The organism is Vibrio sp. 14G-20, assembly GCF_026241515.1.
Taxonomy (GTDB): domain Bacteria; phylum Pseudomonadota; class Gammaproteobacteria; order Enterobacterales; family Vibrionaceae; genus Vibrio.
Genome location: NZ_JAPHPW010000022.1, coordinates 1 through 17,516, shown reverse-complemented (window position 1 = coordinate 17,516; position 17,516 = coordinate 1). Strand labels below are relative to the sequence as shown.

21 protein-coding genes and 1 riboswitch are annotated in these 17,516 nt (G+C 44.1%); of the genes, 8 read left to right on the top strand and 13 right to left on the bottom strand.

Features of this window, described 5'->3' with window-relative positions:
• Positions 1 to 21: 21 nt before the first annotated feature.
• Complete coding sequence (locus tag OQJ75_RS17520) at positions 22 to 741, bottom strand: SDR family oxidoreductase (RefSeq protein ID WP_008216572.1); 720 nt, start codon at positions 739 to 741, stop codon at positions 22 to 24.
• Between the two features lie 209 nt (positions 742 to 950).
• Here OQJ75_RS17520 and OQJ75_RS17515 point away from each other — a divergent pair, with 209 nt between their 5' ends.
• Positions 951 to 1,856 (top strand): LysR family transcriptional regulator, encoded by a 906-nt coding sequence (locus OQJ75_RS17515; protein WP_102398150.1) that lies wholly within the window; start codon positions 951 to 953, stop codon positions 1,854 to 1,856.
• Between the two features lie 41 nt (positions 1,857 to 1,897).
• On the opposite strand, the gene OQJ75_RS17510 is transcribed toward OQJ75_RS17515, so the two are convergent.
• The gene (locus tag OQJ75_RS17510; protein WP_004741127.1) at positions 1,898 to 2,236 is read right to left on the bottom strand and encodes a winged helix-turn-helix transcriptional regulator; all 339 of its coding nucleotides are present in this window, start codon (positions 2,234 to 2,236) and stop codon (positions 1,898 to 1,900) included.
• A gap of 105 nt (positions 2,237 to 2,341) precedes the next feature.
• Here OQJ75_RS17510 and OQJ75_RS17505 point away from each other — a divergent pair, with 105 nt between their 5' ends.
• A complete protein-coding gene (locus OQJ75_RS17505) occupies positions 2,342 to 3,109 on the top strand; it encodes an SDR family NAD(P)-dependent oxidoreductase (RefSeq protein ID WP_265974159.1) in 768 nt (255 codons plus the stop codon).
• Positions 3,110 to 3,240: 131 nt separating this feature from the next.
• Positions 3,241 to 3,894: a cupin domain-containing protein gene (locus tag OQJ75_RS17500; RefSeq protein WP_265974158.1), complete on the top strand. Its 654-nt coding sequence runs from the start codon at positions 3,241 to 3,243 to the stop codon at positions 3,892 to 3,894.
• Positions 3,895 to 3,992: 98 nt separating this feature from the next.
• Here OQJ75_RS17500 and OQJ75_RS17495 read toward each other — a convergent pair whose 3' ends face one another.
• The gene (locus OQJ75_RS17495) at positions 3,993 to 4,631 is read right to left on the bottom strand and encodes an NAD(P)-dependent oxidoreductase (RefSeq protein ID WP_265974156.1); all 639 of its coding nucleotides are present in this window, start codon (positions 4,629 to 4,631) and stop codon (positions 3,993 to 3,995) included.
• Positions 4,632 to 4,793: 162 nt separating this feature from the next.
• On the opposite strand from OQJ75_RS17495, the gene OQJ75_RS17490 reads away from it, so the two are divergent.
• Positions 4,794 to 5,690, top strand: coding sequence for a LysR family transcriptional regulator (locus OQJ75_RS17490; protein WP_265974155.1), 897 nt, complete (start codon positions 4,794 to 4,796; stop codon positions 5,688 to 5,690).
• Between the two features lie 132 nt (positions 5,691 to 5,822).
• On the opposite strand, the gene OQJ75_RS17485 is transcribed toward OQJ75_RS17490, so the two are convergent.
• Together OQJ75_RS17485 and ribB are read right to left on the bottom strand one after the other, a co-directional pair.
• On the bottom strand, positions 5,823 to 6,686 hold the full coding sequence (locus tag OQJ75_RS17485; protein ID WP_265974154.1) for a hypothetical protein: 864 nt from the start codon (positions 6,684 to 6,686) through the stop codon (positions 5,823 to 5,825).
• Positions 6,687 to 7,075: 389 nt separating this feature from the next.
• Positions 7,076 to 7,732: a 3,4-dihydroxy-2-butanone-4-phosphate synthase gene (ribB, locus tag OQJ75_RS17480; RefSeq protein WP_017054827.1), complete on the bottom strand. Its 657-nt coding sequence runs from the start codon at positions 7,730 to 7,732 to the stop codon at positions 7,076 to 7,078.
• A 186-nt stretch (positions 7,733 to 7,918) separates the two neighbouring features.
• Positions 7,919 to 8,069: riboswitch (FMN riboswitch) on the bottom strand.
• 374 nt (positions 8,070 to 8,443) lie between these two features.
• Between ribB and OQJ75_RS17475 the strand changes: the two genes are divergently transcribed.
• The gene (locus tag OQJ75_RS17475) at positions 8,444 to 9,187 is read left to right on the top strand and encodes a phosphatase PAP2 family protein (RefSeq protein WP_265974153.1); all 744 of its coding nucleotides are present in this window, start codon (positions 8,444 to 8,446) and stop codon (positions 9,185 to 9,187) included.
• Positions 9,188 to 9,279: 92 nt separating this feature from the next.
• Here the strand turns inward: OQJ75_RS17475 and OQJ75_RS17470 are convergent, their stop codons facing one another.
• The 4 genes from OQJ75_RS17470 to OQJ75_RS17455 form a co-directional block, all read right to left on the bottom strand.
• Positions 9,280 to 9,642, bottom strand: a complete 363-nt coding sequence (locus OQJ75_RS17470; RefSeq protein ID WP_265974151.1) for an MmcQ/YjbR family DNA-binding protein — start codon at positions 9,640 to 9,642, stop codon at positions 9,280 to 9,282.
• A 69-nt stretch (positions 9,643 to 9,711) separates the two neighbouring features.
• Entirely contained in the window at positions 9,712 to 10,437 is a 726-nt protein-coding gene (locus tag OQJ75_RS17465; RefSeq protein ID WP_265974150.1) for a sulfite exporter TauE/SafE family protein, read from the bottom strand.
• A 225-nt stretch (positions 10,438 to 10,662) separates the two neighbouring features.
• Positions 10,663 to 11,874 carry an MFS transporter gene (locus tag OQJ75_RS17460; RefSeq protein ID WP_265974149.1) on the bottom strand — a complete coding sequence of 404 codons (1,212 nt, stop codon included), beginning with the start codon at positions 11,872 to 11,874 and terminating at the stop codon, positions 10,663 to 10,665.
• Positions 11,875 to 11,889: 15 nt separating this feature from the next.
• Entirely contained in the window at positions 11,890 to 12,117 is a 228-nt protein-coding gene (locus OQJ75_RS17455) for a hypothetical protein (RefSeq protein ID WP_076668359.1), read from the bottom strand.
• Between the two features lie 409 nt (positions 12,118 to 12,526).
• Here OQJ75_RS17455 and OQJ75_RS17450 point away from each other — a divergent pair, with 409 nt between their 5' ends.
• Positions 12,527 to 13,141, top strand: coding sequence for a YitT family protein (locus OQJ75_RS17450; protein WP_017065874.1), 615 nt, complete (start codon positions 12,527 to 12,529; stop codon positions 13,139 to 13,141).
• Positions 13,142 to 13,308: 167 nt separating this feature from the next.
• On the opposite strand, the gene sigZ is transcribed toward OQJ75_RS17450, so the two are convergent.
• Both sigZ and OQJ75_RS17440 read right to left on the bottom strand, forming a co-directional pair.
• Positions 13,309 to 13,908, bottom strand: a complete 600-nt coding sequence (gene sigZ, locus OQJ75_RS17445) for an RNA polymerase sigma factor SigZ (protein WP_265974147.1) — start codon at positions 13,906 to 13,908, stop codon at positions 13,309 to 13,311.
• The gene (locus tag OQJ75_RS17440) at positions 13,892 to 14,188 is read right to left on the bottom strand and encodes an ArsR/SmtB family transcription factor (RefSeq protein WP_004733042.1); all 297 of its coding nucleotides are present in this window, start codon (positions 14,186 to 14,188) and stop codon (positions 13,892 to 13,894) included. Before OQJ75_RS17440 ends, sigZ begins: the two co-directional genes overlap by 17 nt.
• Positions 14,189 to 14,421: 233 nt before the next feature.
• Here OQJ75_RS17440 and OQJ75_RS17435 point away from each other — a divergent pair, with 233 nt between their 5' ends.
• Positions 14,422 to 15,522, top strand: coding sequence for a permease (locus OQJ75_RS17435; protein WP_265974144.1), 1,101 nt, complete (start codon positions 14,422 to 14,424; stop codon positions 15,520 to 15,522).
• Between the two features lie 101 nt (positions 15,523 to 15,623).
• On the opposite strand, the gene trmY is transcribed toward OQJ75_RS17435, so the two are convergent.
• Positions 15,624 to 16,223, bottom strand: coding sequence for a tRNA (pseudouridine(54)-N(1))-methyltransferase TrmY (gene trmY, locus OQJ75_RS17430; protein ID WP_004733046.1), 600 nt, complete (start codon positions 16,221 to 16,223; stop codon positions 15,624 to 15,626).
• A gap of 419 nt (positions 16,224 to 16,642) precedes the next feature.
• On the opposite strand from trmY, the gene OQJ75_RS17425 reads away from it, so the two are divergent.
• Entirely contained in the window at positions 16,643 to 17,167 is a 525-nt protein-coding gene (locus OQJ75_RS17425; protein ID WP_265974143.1) for a DUF3087 family protein, read from the top strand.
• A gap of 135 nt (positions 17,168 to 17,302) precedes the next feature.
• On the opposite strand, the gene OQJ75_RS17420 is transcribed toward OQJ75_RS17425, so the two are convergent.
• Positions 17,303 to 17,516 (bottom strand): hypothetical protein (locus OQJ75_RS17420; protein WP_266067253.1); only part of this gene is annotated, 214 nt, incomplete at its 5' end.

The window sequence follows — 17,516 nt, the reverse complement described above, 5'->3', positions numbered from 1 at the left end:
TTTAGTCGCGATAACAAAGGCCTATGGCTGTTGCTTAGTCGGAGCTAGAGCGATTTCACGGATACATACGTTCTGTGGCTGTTGGTAAGCGAATGATACAGCGCGAGCAATATCGTCAGCTGCCAATACACCGCCCATGTCTTCTTTCCAAGAATCGTAACCGTCTTTGATCTCTTGAGATGTAGTGTGAGACAGAAGCTCTGTCTCAACAGCACCCGGTGCGATAGTAGTAACACGAACATTTGAAGCTGCTACTTCTTCACGAACGTTCTCAGAGATTGCGTGTACCGCGAACTTAGTACCACAGTAAGCAGCGTGGCTTGGGAATGTTTTCTTACCCGCAATTGAGCTGATGTTGATGATAGTACCTGTGTTGCGTTCCATCATCGGAGCAAGTACAGATTGCATGCCGTTTAGAAGACCAATTACGTTCACATCGAACATTGTCTTCCACTCTTGAGCGTCTTGAGTATCGATCTGACCAAGAAGCATTGCGCCAGCGTTGTTGATAAGTGCATCTACAGGGCCGAATTTCTCTTCACCTTGTGCGATTGCCGCATCAAAAGACGCTTTGTCTGTTACGTCTACTTTCACTGACAGTGAATTTGGTAGGTTAAGCGCTTCAAGGCGGTCAATACGGCGAGCCAAAAGTAGCAGAGGGTGACCTTCATCGCTTAGACGACGAGCGATTGCTTCACCAATACCAGAGCTTGCACCTGTAATTACGATTAGTTTTTTCATTTTATTTCCTCTGTACTTTTATTGCGTCGGTTGGCTACGACGTATTGTTTAAGTGCATTCGAATCAAGTGTTTGTTGTCTTGCTTCGTTGCGATGGAAGCATATTAAGGAAAATAGCATTGTTGATATATAGCGCTTTACTTGAAACACTGTTGCTGTGGTGCAACAATAAAGCGTCTATCTCATAACTCCATTAGTAAGCTGGCGACTATGCTTAATCAAATTAACCTGTCTGATATTCGTTCTTTCGTGCTGATCGCTCGTTTAGGTAATTTCACTAAAGCGGCGGAGGAGTTGGATGTGTCGCGTTCCCACGTATCACGCCAAGTGAGTAGTTTAGAAAAGCAGATGGGCGTGACATTGTTTATCCGCACCACACGAACCTTGAGGCTGACTCACGCAGGGCAAGATCTGTACGCGAGATGCGAACAAGCCTTAGATAATATAGACCAAGCCTTGATTGCTGCTGTGGACGATGTCGAAGAAGTACGTGGCGACATAAAAGTAAACTGTGTTGGCGGTTATCTTGGTGAGGTGATCATCGCGGATCTGGTCAATGAGTTCATGCAACTTTACCCAGACATCAGTATTAGCCTCGATTTCAGTAGTAACCGAGTCGACCTGATTGAGGATGCGTTCGATATCGCTTTTCGCATGGGAAGCTTAGAAGATGCAGGCTTTATCGCAAGAAAGCTATTGGATATTGAGATGGGAACACTGGCGAGCCCTGAGTATTTTGTTCGTAAAGGAAAGCCAAATCATCCTAAGGACCTTATCCATCATGATTGCTTAACAGGCTCGGTGCGTAAGTGGAGTTTTCAAGCGTTGGACGACACCAAGAAAACGGTCGATGTGCATGTTACGGGCAGGCTGCAATGTAAAAATGGCCGAGTGTTGGTGCAGGGTGCTAAGTCGGGTAACGGAATTATTCGAGTTCCCACTATCTATTGTTTACAAGAGCTCAATGACGGACAACTAGAGCAGGTGTTTGATGAGTGGGTAGTACCTAAAGTGGACTTTTCAGCGATCTACCATCGAGACCGCTATCAACCAAGTCGAATTCGAACCTTCATTGATTTCGTAAAAGGTCGCTTTGAGCAAATGCCTGTGAGCTAAGCGTGCTTACTGTCTCTGCTATTCGTTTGACTGGTTTGGGCTTACATCTCGTCGATTTCGTTTTGTAGGCTTTCCAGCTGATCCAGAATCAGTAAAAACTTCTCACCAAAGGGTGTCACTTGATACTCAACTCTTGGTGGGAGTTCGTTGAACATTTGCTTATCTAAAATCCCGAACTCCACATTTCGCTTCAAACATTCATTCAGTACCTTGGTCGATAATCCTTCGACCGAACGAACCATTTCACCGGGGCGATTAATGCCATTTGCCAGTAATTGGTAAACCGTTAGCGACCATTTACAGCCGTAGATGGTTTCGACCATACGAGCGGAACGCTCTGGTGCCGATTTTCTTGAAAAAAAGTTTTCCTGATTTTTCATAAAGATGTACCAATAAGTACCTACCTAACCGATTTGTACTTACTATTCATAGTGTTAGTTCAAAGCCTAAGATTACCACGTTCACATGACTTAGGAGATAACAAAATGAACTTCACTAAAAATGGTATTGCAGTAGTAATCGGTGGCACAAGTGGTATGGGCTTTGAAACAGCGAAGCAGTTAGTCGCTCAAAACATCCATGTGTTGGTTGTCGGCAATAACCCAACTAAGTTAGATAAAGCGGTGTCAGAACTTCAATCATTAGGCCACGCTTCTGGTTGGCAAGCTAACCTTTATGATGATGCAAGTGTGTCGAACCTTATTGCGCATCTAGAGTCGCTTGAAGAAGGTATTGGTTACCTTGTTAATGCGGCTGGTTACTTCAACCCTAAAGCGTTTATTGAGCACCAAGAATCTGACTACGAGCAATACATGCAACTTAACAAAGCAACCTTCTTCATCACTCAAGCTATCAGCAAGTTGATGATCAAGAACGGCGGCGGCAGTGTGGTTAACGTTGGTTCTATGTGGGGTAAGCAAGCAATCAAAGCGACCCCATCTTCTGCGTACTCAATGGCAAAAGCCGGCTTGCACGCTTTAACACAACACATGGCAATGGAACTTGCAGACCACAACATTCGTGTGAATGCGGTGTCTCCTGCTGTTGTTAAAACGCCAATCTACGAATCTTTCATTAAGCCGGAAGAGGTAGACCAAGCGCTAGAAGGCTTCAACGCATTCCATCCTATTGGTCGCGTAGGTCAGCCTAAAGACATCGCCAACAGCATCTCTTTCTTACTATCAGACAGTGCCGATTGGGTAACGGGCGCAATCTGGGATGTTGATGGTGGCGTGATCGCTGGTCGCAATTAATCAGAATTCTCTTTAGGTGGCTGTCGCGTAGGTAAATAGCAACGAGATGGCCTCCTTGATGAGTATTTGCGTAGAATAGAAGCTAGAAAGACAATAATAACTAAAACGATAACAAGAGTAAGGTCGCCACTATGTTCAACATGGACTTTTCAAAGAGACTGGTTATAGAAACCGAACCACTAGATTGGGTCGCGAGCCCTGCCAAAGGGGTATGGCGCAAGCCGTTAGAAAGAGAAGAGAAAGAATCGGGTCACACGACCAGTGTGGTTAAGTACGACCCTCAATCTTCGTTTTCTGAGCACCCGCATCCACAAGGTGAAGAGATCTTCGTATTAGAGGGTATCTTTTCTGATGAAACCGGAGATTTCCCAGCGGGCACTTATATCCGTAATCCTCCGGGTAGTGCGCACTCTCCGTCGAGTAAAGATGGCTGCACGATCTTGGTTAAGCTCAACCAGTTTGATGCAAGAGACTTAACCCAAGTTCGTATCAATACACTAGAAACGGAGTGGCTTCCGGGCATTGGTGGCTTGCAAGTCATGCCACTGCATGAGTTTGAGCACGAACATGTCGCTTTAGTGAAGTGGCCTGTCGGCGAACGCTTTCAGCCACATCGTCACTTTGGTGGTGAAGAGATCTTTGTACTGTCTGGAACTTTCAAAGATGAACATGGCGAGTACCCGAAACACACATGGATGCGTAGCCCTCACATGAGCGAGCATTTCCCTTATGTGGAAGAAGAGACGATCATCCTAGTGAAAACAGGTCATTTGCCACTGATATGATGATTATCTCGACAAGTAAAATAGAAAGCCGCTTATTAAAAGTCAGCGGCTTTCTGCTTTCTAATGCCTATTGAGCTTACTTAATACACATTTGAGCATTAGTAAGCGACACCAATACGTTGGCGTGGGAACTTACCAGCTTCGAGCTCATCTATCATCGCGATAGCGTAATCGCTGACTGAAATTGTGCTGTTACCATCTTCGTCGGTGAGCAGTTGATCGCCACCGGTACGGTAGGTCGATAGTTTCTCGCCCGGGAATATCTCTGCTGCAGGGCTAACAAACGTCCAGTTCACTTCGCTGTTCGATTGCTTGAACACTTCAAGAGCTTCACCCTGTGCTAGCGCTTCGTTTTTGTAATCTGCAGGGAAGTCAGGAACGGTTACTAACGGTACGTTTGGCGCAACTTCTAGTGAGCCTGCACCGCCAACCCAAAGTAGGCGCTCGATACCGATGCTTGGTAATGTTGCCAGCAATTTAGTCGCAGTGTTTTTTACGATGCCGTGATTACCCAGAGCACGTCCGCCAATCGAAGTAATTACTGCATCAACGCCGGCTAGTGCGTTTGCTAGACTTGCGGCTTCGTCTTGTAAATCATATGAACGAACTTCAATGCCTTGGGTTTCCACGCGGTTTGCATCTCTTACAACAGCTACCACATCATGACCTCGAGATTGAGCTTCTTGAGCGATGTGACTACCAATCCAACCTGATGCGCCTAATACTGCAATTTTCATAATGTCTCTCCAATTATCTAATTTATTGATTCGTTTTCTCGACAGCCATTGCAGTCTAATAGCTCACTAGGTTGCGATAAATATCGTAAAATGATGTAGATTGTATCTATATAGTGATCTAATAAGATTCGATTAGCTGCGAAATAGTTCAAGGAGAGCGTGATGGATAGGTTGACGGCAATGCGTAGCTTCGTCGAAGTTGCGAATTGTGCCAGTTTCACTCAAGCGGCTGAGCATTTGGACATGAGTCGGTTGCAGGTTTCACGTCATGTTCAAGAGATAGAAGGGTGGTTGAAGCAGAGGCTATTACATAGGACGACTCGAAAGGTGAGCTTGACGGCGGCAGGGGAAATCGCTCTGCAGCGCTGTGAGAAAATCCTCTATGAGACCGCTGAGCTAGAAGTTACTTCACTCAATCAAACCGATGATCTTTCTGGAACCATTCGAATTGCAGCTCCCATTGGTTTAACTCAGCACATGTTGTTGGATGTGGTCGAACAGTTTACGGAGCGCCACCCTAATATCACGGTCGAGCTGTTTGCTTCGGATCGTTTTACTCAGCTGGTGGATGAAAGGATCGATATTGCACTTCGCTATACAGATCAACCAGACGATAGCTTGATTGCACGAAAGCTAATGGTAATTGATTCAGTGGTGTGCGCTTCACAAGCCTACTTGGACAAACATGGTGAACCTGAAACAATCGACGCGCTTCGACAACACAATTGCTTTCGTCATTTGAATGTCTCGAAGTGGGATTTCGTTAAGGATAATCAGCACTATTCGGTTGAGGTGTCTGGCACTATCAAGGCTAACGATGTTGGAGTGCTAACTCGCGCGGCACAGCACGGAAAAGGGGTGGTTCGTTTACCTTGTGATTTAGCCAATCCACTGATTGCGAATGGTCAATTGAAACGAATATTGGATGACTTTGTTTCACCTAGCAGCGTTCTTTGGGCGGTGTATCTATCTCGCAGCTATCAGCTTCCAGTTGTTCGTCAGTTCATTGATTTTGCGGCAGAAGCTTGGGCTAACGATATCAAGTCTGGTGATGTTTGAAACATCATAGGCAATGGTACATAGCGATAGAAATTTAAAAGCCCATAAATACAAAAATCCGATATCAAATGGTGATATCGGATTTGAACTCAATAATTCAGAGTTCCAGCACGCTCTCCTCTCACGAAGTCTTTACATGTAATGATGTACGGATAATCGAGTATTTATCACCTTTTCGTTAATGTCTGGTAAAGGCTGATACAAGCTTCTCGTAATGTCAGATAATACTTGGTCGTAGACTTGCGACACGACGCTAGAGATATCACTGGTTAATTCGTACATGCTATCTGCCGGTTGGGTCGCTTCGTTGCTTGATGCAATCTCTGTAAGTGCATGCATCGCTCGTGTACAAACCGGTGACCCACTACTAATCGGGCAGATAATCGATAATTGGTTGAGTTTTCTGTGTGTCTGAGAGGCGTAGAATTTGAATCTTAAATACTCCTCAGGCTTCTCCATATCTGCCTTTTCTATTCCAGGGATAGACATTCTAAGCTTGGTCAGGATCTCCATGCAATCTAAGATCTGTTGCCAATTCATGTGGTACTCACGGCTCATGTCTTCGCGTTCAGATTGAATCAGCCAGATGATCATCACTTCATCCATCAAGAACATGCTGTGACGAATCGTTTTGCCATGAATCGATTGGTTACGCACCAAGCTACGGTTTTGCCAGTCGCTGTGCATAGCGATGAGCTTAAGGTGATAGATGCGATACATTGGGCGGCTATCAAACGACACATGCGATTGAAGCAGTTCAGATACCTCAAGTATGTTGTCGTAAATCTCGTTCACTTTGCGAATCGAGTCGCTAGACAATTTATACGCCAGAGCGTAATGCGTTGCTGCGCGGTGTTTGCGTGATAACAACAATAACTCTCTAAGCAGAACTAAGGTTTCAAACCTGTGTGATAGCGCTGTTTGTCTCTTCCTTGAGAAATGAAACAGGGCTGCAAGTACTAATAGGGATAAACCCACTGAAATAACTACAAACATATTCAACTCCTAATATTTGTATACCTACTTAGTAGTAGTGCAGACACCGTGCCAAAATAAATAAGTGTTATATTTCATTGGGTTATGTTTTTAATTAAATTATGGATGATCAATCATGGTGCATGACTTCACCATTCGAGTGAATATTTCTCATATTTTGCAGGATTTTTTGAGAGGTTACGCTTTTGAGTGGTTAGGTTGGGGAGGTTTCTAGAAGTAGAGATACTTAGGCGATCCATCTCTGGCTTGTTTCAAGCTGCAGAAATTAAAAAGACCTCACCCCTTATATGCTTTTAACTATCAAAAAGCAGTAAGAGTGAGGCCTTTGAGTGTTCATTTAGCAGTGTAGTTAGCTTCAATGCTAAGTGTTTAGCATTGAAGGGTAAACGTTATGCAAGCTTAAGGTCGAACTCAGTGCGGTACATCACCATATCTTCAATGGTCAGTACTGGCATGTTGTGCAGTTTACCGAAAGCAACGATCTCTGGCGCTTTTGCCATTGTGCCGTCTGGGTTGGTTACTTCACACAGTACACCTGCTGATTGAAGACCTGCCATTTGCATCAGATCCACAGTACCTTCTGTGTGACCGCGGCGAGCAAGTACACCACCTTTGCGAGCGCGCAGTGGGAATACGTGGCCAGGGCGAGCAAGGTCAGTCGGCTTAGCTGTTGGGTTAGCAGCTGTTTTGATCGTTGTTACACGGTCAGCGGCAGAAACACCTGTTGTTACGCCCACTTTTGCTTCGATAGTCACCGTAAACGCAGTTTGGTTTGCGCTGTTGTTATCAACAACCATAGGTGGAAGTTCAAGTTGGTTTGCTTGCTCGTCAGTTAGACACAAGCACACGATGCCGCTGCATTCACGGATCATAAGTGCCATTTGAGCATTGGTTAGGTGTTCTACTGAGTAGATGATGTCGCCTTCGTTCTCGCGATCTTCATCGTCAAGTAAAAGTACGCCACGACCTTCGCGTAGGGCTTGCAGTGCGTTTTCAACGCGAGTGATTGGTTCGCCAAATTCGGCAAGTAGTGAAGACTGATTCATGGTTAAACTCCTAAAATATCACCAGAATCAGGGCTGTATGAGGGATCTCAACCGAGCACGACAAAGCCAACTCATCACAAGTCGACCTTAGCTCATTATGGTTTCATCCAAAACGAAATGCACCCGTCCGAGTTGGAGGCATGAACCCAATAAATAGGTACGCCTTTCCAACTTAAACGAGTGTGTTTCCATTCTCTCTCATCCGGACTATAACCGTCGGCTCTGGCATCTCACCAGATCTGCTGACCTCGACGAATCGAGCGCTCGCGGGCTTATCTTTAGATTTTGCTAAGGACATACCGCCGGTGGGGAATTTCGCCCCGCCCTGAGAATAAAAATTAATAATCTGTTTTGCTTTGAAAGCAGACCAGATGGTAATCCTTTCAATAGTGGATTTAAAGGACTGACAGCAAAGTTTTTCAGATTCTGGCCTGATAACCCGGTGAGTGTTCACTTTATCAGCAGAACACAATGCCGTTGTGTTTAGTCAGGTATAGCTGGTTTTTGGTTGGTTTTACTGTCGGTATGCGTATAAGTGGATGGTAAAGATTATTGATGATGAGGTGAGGGTTCACCGGATCAATACTCAAGCACTGCGCTAATTGAATATTGTTACACCATGACGGCTCACTGACCGTTTTGACATAAAATTGATATTGGCGATGCTAAGCTGCGATAGCATCCGACCACTTTATCCAAAAGATCTTAGCCATGACTTCTCTGTTCTCTAACAAATCCAAAGGCTTATTACTGCTCGTTTTAAGTTTGTATTCTCTCGTACCCTTTTTGATCTTTGGATCTGATTTCGACCTTGGAAGTGCGGTTCTGCCTTTCTATGGTGCCTTCATGACTTTCGTGACTTACTCGGCAGGCAATCAAGGATTCTTGGTAACGCTCGCTGTTTTGTCTTTGGTAGTGCTCACGATGAAGTTTTCTAAAGCTAAACTGGTCAGCCTTTGTCTGCAGTTAGGCATTTTGTTGGTGCTTAGCTTTGCAGCGAAAACCTTCTTAAAGCATTCAACAGAGAGTCCACGCCCTTATTCTGAGTATTTGGTTATGCAAGAAGTGGTTGAAATGCCAGAGCTGTTTTATGAGCTGCCATTGGTAGAAAAGAACGTAGCGATCGAATCTGTGCAAGATAAGGTCAGTGATTGGCGAACGCGTCATTGGCTTGGTGAAACCGACTACTCCTTCCCGTCTGGACACATGATTTTCGTTGGTGTGTGTTTGGCGTTCTTTGGTGGCTTGTTCTTAGAAGCGAAGCGCTTCTACTTAGTGGGTGGCTTGTTGGTATGGGCTGGTGGCGTTGCTTATAGCCGAGTTTGGCTTGGCATGCATCGCCCTGAAGACTTAGCAGCATCTATCGCTTTTGCAGGTTTAATCTATCTATTGGTGCCACTGGTTCCTACGCAAAAAATAGAGCCTCTATTGCCCAAGTTCCTCAGAACGGCCTAAGTTTTTAAGAGCGGCTTAAGCTTGTTAATAGCCGCCTAAGTTTTGAAAGGTTATCTAGTATTGAGTGGCCTATTAACAAGCAGAAATTCTGGCTATTGATTGAGCCCGAGTTCTGCTTGTTTCTTTTTGGTTAGCCCTAAAGACACAATTCGGTGTGATTCAGTGAGGTAGTATCTCAATTCCTCATCCCTTTCTGGTGTGCTCTCAAACAGTTGAATCCACTTCATACCGCGTGAAGCAAAGTAGGGCGCGGGTTTATAACCGGGCTCTTCTTTTAGAAAGTCGAAATTCTGCTCCGACGCTTTGAAAATAAATGCAGGCTCGTCGTTCGGCCCCCAACCTCCAATCGCAAACACCTTCCCTCCCACTTTCCAAACGTGAGAGTTATTCCACTGCATCACATAGCTGGTGGCAGCTTGTGATTCACAGAATGCGTTGAACTCATCGTATGTCATAGAACACCCTTTCAATCGTTTGGTGGTGGATCTGCGTGTTTGTTGTTTTATCGATGTTTCTGCTTCTAGCTAGCCAGCTAAGCCTTGCCAAATGGCAGTAAAGCCGCTGATAGAACATAGCAACAAAGAGCCTATACGTATCTTCTCTTTGGGAATACTTTGCGTCGTCAATAGCGCCACCTTGTAACCCAACCAAGCGGCAGGAAGCAGCGGGATTGTGATGATCAAATGGTGCATGGTGAAGAAGCCAATTGGGATCTGTACCAGTAATGAAATGATAGAACTAAACACAAAAAACGCAGAAAGGTTGCCACGAAGCTGATTCGCATCTTGGTGTTGAAGTAGTAGTGCCATTGGTGGACCACCAATACCAGAACTGGTGCCGAAGAAGCCTGAGAAGAACCCCGCGATACCCATTTTGGCAGGCGTCGGTTCTAACCTGAATGGAAGTAAGCTAACAATCACGGCGAATACTACCAAAAAGCCTAACCACAGTGACAACACACTCGTCGAAACCATCACCAACAAAGCCCCGCCAGCCAGTGAACCGGGAATTCGGCCTAACAGTGCGATTTTTAATCCGCCAATAGAGATGTTTGCTCGGTGTTTAAACGCGTTGAATACAGAAATGAACAGACCAACAAGGCAGATAGGCGCGGGTACATAGTCAGGCGAGACCAAAAACAACAACGGGGCAGCCACAATCGCCAAGCCAAAGCCGATTGCGGTTTGTACAAACGAGCCGACAAAAATGAGTGCCATCGCGATAAGGGCGGTCTGATCTAGGTATTCCATAAGCCTGCGGATAAGTTCTAAAGGAGCGAACGAATACTATAAAGTAAAACAGCAGGAATAGTCTTATTATTCAGTGAGGTTTATGCAAGTTTCGCTAGTTATAATTTCGATTTCAACGGCCAATAAAAAAGAGAGTGAATATCTCAGGATGTGCTCCTTTCAATATCCACTATCTTATTGGATTGCTTATCGATTTTCGCTGGTGGGGGGAGTCAGCGTTAAATGTTAAGCCATTGCCAATTTGATGCGCTCAATCGGCTTGTCATTGATTGGTAAATGGATAAGCGCTGCTGCAAATGCCAATACCACCGTCGACCACCAAATTGGCTCGTAAGATCCGTAGTAATCGTAAATACGACCACCAACCCAAGCACCTAAGAAACTACCTACTTGGTGAGTGAAGAACACCAAGCCATACAAAGTTGATAGGTAACGAGCACCAAATATCTGGCGAACTAAGCCTGAAGTGAGTGGAACCGTACCTAGCCAACAGAAACCAATGGCCGCACCAAAGATAGCTGCGGTTGATTCCGTTACTGGTAGAGTCACAAACGCGCCAATAACCGCAGTGCGCACTAAATACAGTGCCGACATTACATGACGCTTGCTGAACTTATCGCCCATTACACCCCAGAAGTAAGAACCGAAGATGTTAAAGATACCGACATAAGCCAGTGCCATCGCTGCGCTGCTCGCAGGTAAATTCTTGTCTGCTAAGTAACTTGGTAAGTGCGTTGCGATAAACATCACGTGGAATCCACACACAAAGAAGCCTGCATGAATCAGCCAGTAACTTTTGTTAGAGAACGCTTCAGACAACGCTTCTTTCAATGTTTGATTGTCTTCTGCTTGTGCCTGTTTGTTTGATGCCGCTTTTGGCGCACGCATGAACAGTGCAAAAGAGATCATCAAGCAACACAATACGCCAAACACTTGCATCGCACTCTGCCAGTCGAACTCGTTCAACATGTATTGCGCGCCCGGAATCACTGCGAACATACCAAATGAACCTGCAGCTGTGGTTAAGCCGAATGCTTTAGCGGCATGCTCTGCGGGTACTACTTTCGCGACAGCACCCAACACAATCACATAGCTTGTTGCACTTAGTCCAAGACCAACCAGTGCGCCCAATGAAACGTAAAGCATGCTTGATTCGGTAGAAATTGAGGTAAGAAGTAAACCCAAACCGTAAGCACATGCGCCAGCAATAATGATGCGTCTTGCTCCCCACTTGTCAGCGGCCATACCAACAAAAGGTTGGAATACACCGAACGACAGGTTTTGTAGAGCAATAGCGAAGCTGAAAAACTCTCGACCCGTGCCGAAATGCTCTGAAATTGGCATCATGAAAATGCCGAATGATTGTCTGATCCCTAGACTGATAATAAGTGTGCCGATCCCAAGCCATACCAGTAAAGGAAAACGGAAAATGCTCATTCTAATACTCTTAAATTAATGGTGGTGATGTGAGTGGTCTTGCGCTGACATGTGTTGGTCAGTCATCTCATGGTGATGTTCGTGCCCAGAATGATCATGCCCTGACTGCTGGTGGCACCCACTGCTTACGGCATGCTGAGCCAAGAGATCAATCAATGGCTGACTGTGATGCACAATAACCAAACTAATGACGAGGAATAACGTCATTCTGGCCAGTTGGGCAAAAAGAGATTGTGAAAACATAAGGTGTTTACATGCGCTCTATGTTGTAAGAAGTCGCGCATCATAATGACGAGTGAGATATGTATCAAATGACCATTTGTGATTTAGTTTATGCGTTTTATGCATAGATCTACGCATGGATTTATGCGTCGATGGGATTGGGATGAAACATGACTAATAAATAGGAAAACACTAAGCTCACTGATTCAACAGTAGAAGCGTGTAATTCAGAATAGATACTTAGTTTCATGTTCGTAACTGATTGCTTTATTGAGATATTTCACAAAACTGTAAAAACTAATATACAAACTAATCACCTCGCAAGATCGGCTGTTCGCTCGACTTATCTGCTAAACATCGTAAATTTGGGCGTAAATCGTTTCAACATGACTGAAACGCGATGTTAAAAGATTCAGGGAGAGTCATTCACATGGATAAAGATCATAACCTTCGCGAAAACTTACTGGCGCTGATCTTAGGTAGCGCATTGGTATCACTCGGCGTTATCTTTTTCAATCAGGTCGGTCTGCTCACCGGAGGCACGGCTGGTCTAGCTATCTTCATTACTAAAGTGACAGACTTGAGCTTTGGTCAAGTGTTCTTCGCACTTAACTTACCTTTCTATATTTTGTCTGTCGCTCGTATGGGGTGGCGCTTCACTATCAATACTTTTATTGCCGTTTCGATTGTTTCGTTTGCCGTGGATCATTTGTATCACGTGATTCAGATTGCTGAAATCCATGCATTGTATGCAGCGTTATTGGGCGGCGGTTTAATTGGTACTGGCATGCTGGTGATCTTCCGTCACAAGATGAGCTTGGGTGGCTTCAACATTCTGGCGTTGTTCCTACAAGAACGTTTTGGAATTCGTGCGGGTAAGGTTCAGATGGCACTAGACTGCACGATTGTTGTGTTGTCACTGTTTATCGTTGATGTGTCATTGGTTCTGTTGTCTGTACTGGGTGCAATTGTCACCAACTTGATTTTGGCGATGAACCATAAACCGGGGCGCTATCAACCAGTCGTTAAAGCGGAAGCGGCGTAGCTAAGCTCGCACGAGTACTAGGTTTGCTCAAGCTCTTGGTTCGTTCAAACACTAGGCTAGCTTAAGCAAAGTGATTTACAGATTATGAAAACAACAAAGCCAGCATCAATTGCTGGCTTTGTTCTATTTAAATAAGAGGTTTGAGCTAATAACTATCAGTACTTCTATTAGCACTTACCGCAATCGGCGTCCGACTTAAGCTCACAATCAATCACATTGCCTTGCTTATCCAGTGACAAGTCACAGCATTGTTCGAATAGGTTCTTAAGATCCCCTCGACTTTTCTGAACGCGAGACTTCACCGTTGAATAGCTTATGTTTTGTGCCTCTGCGATCTCTTTCTGGCTTTGGCCTTTGATATCAACAGCAAGCAGTAGCGATGAACTTTGTTCTGGTAGCGCCTGAATAAACGGCTCAATACACAACGACAGCTTCTGTTTAAACTCAGAGTCATGGTCTAAATCGGCAAACCAAAGATCTTCAGCATCAATTTGGCTGTCACGCTGTTGGCGAGCATGTTTACGGTAGAAGTCGATGATCGTGTGATTAGCTAATTGGAATAGCCACGATTTCACACTGCTTGCATCTTGGACTTTGTGTAAGTTCTGATACGTCTTAATCAAGATCTCTTGAAGCAAGTCGTCGACGTCAGCAGCGTTGTTGACCTTAGAGTGCAAAAAAGACTTTAACGCTTGTTGGTATTCAGCCCAAACCTGTTCTAAGTCCAAAGAAGCCCTATTCAAAGGTGCTTTAGTTGCACTGTTCATTCACGCAGCACTCGTCTTGCAAGAAATCAATCACGCCTTCTAGGCATTCATACTCTGCCACGCAGAATAAGGTTCTTCCCTCACGTCTTTGGCTGATTAGCCCCGCCGACGCTAGGCTTGAAATATGGTGAGACAAGGTAGAACCGGGGATACCGAGCTCTTCTTGTAGGCCGCCAACTGCAATGCCTTGGTAGCCAGCTTTAACGACACTCTTATAGATAGTTAGGCGGATAGGGTGTCCCAACTCTTTAAGTGCTTTCGCAACGACTTCTAAGTTCATATTAACTCCTCAAGATTTAATTTCGATAATAGTCGAAATGTATCCCAAATACAAATGTAAAAAGCGTGATTATGTAAGTCATTGAAAATCCGTTCTTTTGAAATTCAATTCGATTTTTATCGAAATAAAGCTTGATCTGTTACTAAATATTTCTATAATTCGAGAATATTCGAAATTAAGGGCTGATTACTTTCCTCATAGAGTCCGGCCTTCAATCCAGTTTGGAGTTAATTATGAGCAATGAAATGTTAACAATGCTAAAAGACGCACTTGATATGTTCGCTTTCTTAGCAGTAGAGCTAATCATCCTTTTCTTGGCGATCAGCTACATTGTTGGGATTCTGCAAGAGTTTCTTACACCAGAGAAGATTCAATCTATTCTGAGTTCGCGTAACGGTAAGGGCTATGTGGTTGCAGCGCTACTGGGTGCGATTACGCCTTTCTGTTCATGTTCGACCATACCTTTCTTAAAAGGATTGCTGCGTGCACGAGCGGGTTTTGGTCCAATGATGGTGTTCCTATTCGGTAGCCCACTATTGAACCCTGTGATCATTGGTTTATTCGTGATCACGTTTGGCTGGCAAGTGGCTGTGTTCTACTTCTTAGTAGCAATGACGGTATCGGTAGTGGCAGGTTACGCACTAGAGAAGCTAGGTTTTGAGCGTTACGTAAAAGCAGAAGCGTATGAGTCAACAGGTTCTTCTTCAAGTTGTGGTACTAGTTGCGGTGACTCTGCTCCTAATAAAGCAGCACCAGTAAAAGCTGAATCTTCATGTGGCACAAGTGCATGTGGTGAACCTGCACCAGTAATGGCGAAAGAGACATCTTGCTGCGATTCTAAAAAAGAAGAGCCACAAGTTACTGTTTCATGCTGCTCAACGGATGGAAGCGCGACTGCTGAAATCGTAGAGAAGAAAGAGCCTAGCCGTTGGATGAGAATTTGGTTCTCAACTTGGAAAGACTTCAAACAAGTTTTCCCTTACCTAATGATGGGTATCGCGATTGGTTCATTCATCTACGGCTTCATTCCTACAGACCTAATTGCACAGTACGCTGGTGAAGGTATGTGGTATGCGATTCCTGTAGCAGCTGTGATTGGTATTCCACTGTACATTCGTGCTGAAGCGGTAATCCCACTAAGTGCTGCTTTAGTACAAAAAGGTATGGCGCTAGGTTCGGTAATGGCATTGATCATTGGTAGTGCAGGTGCAAGTTTGACTGAAGTTATCCTGCTTAAATCAATCTTCAAAAACCAAATGATTGCAGCATTCCTATTCGTTATCCTAAGCATGGCGATGGGCGCAGGTTTCCTATACAGCTTCATCTTTGGTTAATCAGTTCTGATTACAAGAACACCATCGATAATAAGACATCGATAATAAAAAAGAGCTCACATAATTGAGCTCTTTTTTTGTTTAGATAATTAGCTAGGAGGTTAGAAACCGCGAATATCAAGCTCATTGTTGATCAACACTACACACTGAGAAGCGAACAGCATGTTCGGACCTAAACTGATTTTCTCTGTTCCTAAACGCTTTAAGCTGTTGTAGCTTTTCTTTGGCATAGGGATGTGGTCAGTTAGAAGGAAACATGGGTTTTCCGCAATCTCTGCATCACGGATAAAGTCGCCTTTCTTATCCATCATGTACAGCTGGTGGTCTTCGGCCAGTTCTTTGACCAACTTTTCAAAGCTCATGGTACGGACAGTGATGCCCGGTTCTACCTGACGTGTCTGTTCTTTTGTCATGCCTTGAGAAGCGTCAACCGCTCTTACTACCGCAGATAACAGTGCAGATTCATGAAAGCCACCAATGTTGGTGATTTCATTTGAATCGAATGTAATGGTACGTGAAAAGTCTTTAGTACTCTCTAGCACAAGGTGCACGGTGACATTCTCACGGTGAGATTGAGCAACGAAGATCGTGTTCATCAGAGTATGAGCCAGAATCTCAGTATGAGCATCTTGCCCAACACCTTCTAAGATAAGTTTGCTCTCTGTAGGGGCTGCGCGAGCGCGTAATACAAATGAACGCATGGAATGTACCTTGTCAGTATGTGATAAAGCGAAACGGACTTTATCAACATGAATTGATGAATAACCAAAATTGTGACGGTATGTAACTCTTTTCTATTAATGAAGTCAAATAGAGTTGTGTATAGCGCCAACCAGAAGAACTCTGCGTATTAAATAGAGAATGACCACATTACAAGATGGTAAGGGTTGAAGCGAAGCAAGGTTTACATAGATAGTATGCGCAAATTATTAGGTGACTTATACCAATCACAGTAAGTAAGTGATCATAAATAGCGCAGGAAAAAGGCTTAAGAACAAGGCGGAAATTTTCGATAAGTAGTAATTCTACAATCAAAATTTCTAACGCAGTTATAGAGCGTTTTAACCAGCTAGGATGACCAGTTATTTACTACGATTGGTATTGTATAAGGAAGTAGTCGATGAAGTTACAGAAGATTAATAAAGAAGAATATAGAAAGAAGATGAACCTGCTGTTGGTTTCGTTAGTTGGGTCACTCGCCTTGTTTGCTATCGTATTCGGTAGCATTCTGATTGAACTTTTTGGTTCAGCTGGGTCTATTAGTGGGGAAGCGACAGGCAATTTCCATTTGAATGTACTCGGGGTGATTTTATCAGTCGCACTGAATGCCTTTATCGCGAGTCGTGTGAAAGGGCATGATTACTTTAAGGAAGCACTTTATGTGTGGAACCTTAAACAAACTCACAATCAAATCTATCGCAAGCTCAAGCGTATTCAACCGAAAGCTGAGCAAGGCGATCGAGAAGCACTGACGATCCTTTACTTCTATTACACTACGCAAAAACAAGTATATGACCTAGATAACAATACATTGACGATAAAAACGGTTCAGCAATCGCTAGATAACATAGTGGAGCTGAGTGAAAAGTGGAGTATCGAACTGGATATAAAGGCATTTTCGAAAGATTTAGTCGCGAAATTCTAAGTTATATGCTCTTGATTGTATTAACTTTGGCCTATGAAAGAGGGTTTTGACGTAAAAGTAGACGCTTAAGCAACTTTTTTGAATTTTTATCAAAAAATGGGTTGCCATGTTTACGATGATCTCTATAATGCCGCCTCACTGACACGGCAGACGCCACAAGGCTTCATCGGTAATCAGTAAGACGGAAAGTTCGAAAGAAATTAATTTTAAAAAGTGTTTGACACTTAAGATTAAATCGCTAGAATTCACGTCCGCTTTCAAGGGTTTCTTTGTAAAAAGAAAGTTTCGATAAGCAAAGCTCTTTAACAATTTAAACCTATCAATCTGTGTGGGCACTCGTTGATGAATA

Coding starts and splice junctions, on each gene's coding strand:
- OQJ75_RS17455 (WP_076668359.1), bottom strand. CDS start 12,117: ATGTTTTCACAATCTCTTTTTGCCCAACTGGCCAGAATGACGTTATTC.
- OQJ75_RS17425 (WP_265974143.1), top strand. CDS start 16,643: ATGAAGTTACAGAAGATTAATAAAGAAGAATATAGAAAGAAGATGAAC.
- OQJ75_RS17490 (WP_265974155.1), top strand. CDS start 4,794: ATGGATAGGTTGACGGCAATGCGTAGCTTCGTCGAAGTTGCGAATTGT.
- sigZ (WP_265974147.1), bottom strand. CDS start 13,908: ATGAACAGTGCAACTAAAGCACCTTTGAATAGGGCTTCTTTGGACTTA.
- OQJ75_RS17460 (WP_265974149.1), bottom strand. CDS start 11,874: ATGAGCATTTTCCGTTTTCCTTTACTGGTATGGCTTGGGATCGGCACA.
- OQJ75_RS17440 (WP_004733042.1), bottom strand. CDS start 14,188: ATGAACTTAGAAGTCGTTGCGAAAGCACTTAAAGAGTTGGGACACCCT.
- OQJ75_RS17470 (WP_265974151.1), bottom strand. CDS start 9,642: ATGACATACGATGAGTTCAACGCATTCTGTGAATCACAAGCTGCCACC.
- OQJ75_RS17520 (WP_008216572.1), bottom strand. CDS start 741: ATGAAAAAACTAATCGTAATTACAGGTGCAAGCTCTGGTATTGGTGAA.
- OQJ75_RS17495 (WP_265974156.1), bottom strand. CDS start 4,631: ATGAAAATTGCAGTATTAGGCGCATCAGGTTGGATTGGTAGTCACATC.
- ribB (WP_017054827.1), bottom strand. CDS start 7,732: ATGAATCAGTCTTCACTACTTGCCGAATTTGGCGAACCAATCACTCGC.
- OQJ75_RS17450 (WP_017065874.1), top strand. CDS start 12,527: ATGGATAAAGATCATAACCTTCGCGAAAACTTACTGGCGCTGATCTTA.
- OQJ75_RS17485 (WP_265974154.1), bottom strand. CDS start 6,686: ATGTTTGTAGTTATTTCAGTGGGTTTATCCCTATTAGTACTTGCAGCC.
- OQJ75_RS17510 (WP_004741127.1), bottom strand. CDS start 2,236: ATGAAAAATCAGGAAAACTTTTTTTCAAGAAAATCGGCACCAGAGCGT.
- OQJ75_RS17505 (WP_265974159.1), top strand. CDS start 2,342: ATGAACTTCACTAAAAATGGTATTGCAGTAGTAATCGGTGGCACAAGT.
- OQJ75_RS17515 (WP_102398150.1), top strand. CDS start 951: ATGCTTAATCAAATTAACCTGTCTGATATTCGTTCTTTCGTGCTGATC.
- trmY (WP_004733046.1), bottom strand. CDS start 16,223: ATGCGTTCATTTGTATTACGCGCTCGCGCAGCCCCTACAGAGAGCAAA.
- OQJ75_RS17465 (WP_265974150.1), bottom strand. CDS start 10,437: ATGGAATACCTAGATCAGACCGCCCTTATCGCGATGGCACTCATTTTT.
- OQJ75_RS17475 (WP_265974153.1), top strand. CDS start 8,444: ATGACTTCTCTGTTCTCTAACAAATCCAAAGGCTTATTACTGCTCGTT.
- OQJ75_RS17435 (WP_265974144.1), top strand. CDS start 14,422: ATGAGCAATGAAATGTTAACAATGCTAAAAGACGCACTTGATATGTTC.
- OQJ75_RS17500 (WP_265974158.1), top strand. CDS start 3,241: ATGTTCAACATGGACTTTTCAAAGAGACTGGTTATAGAAACCGAACCA.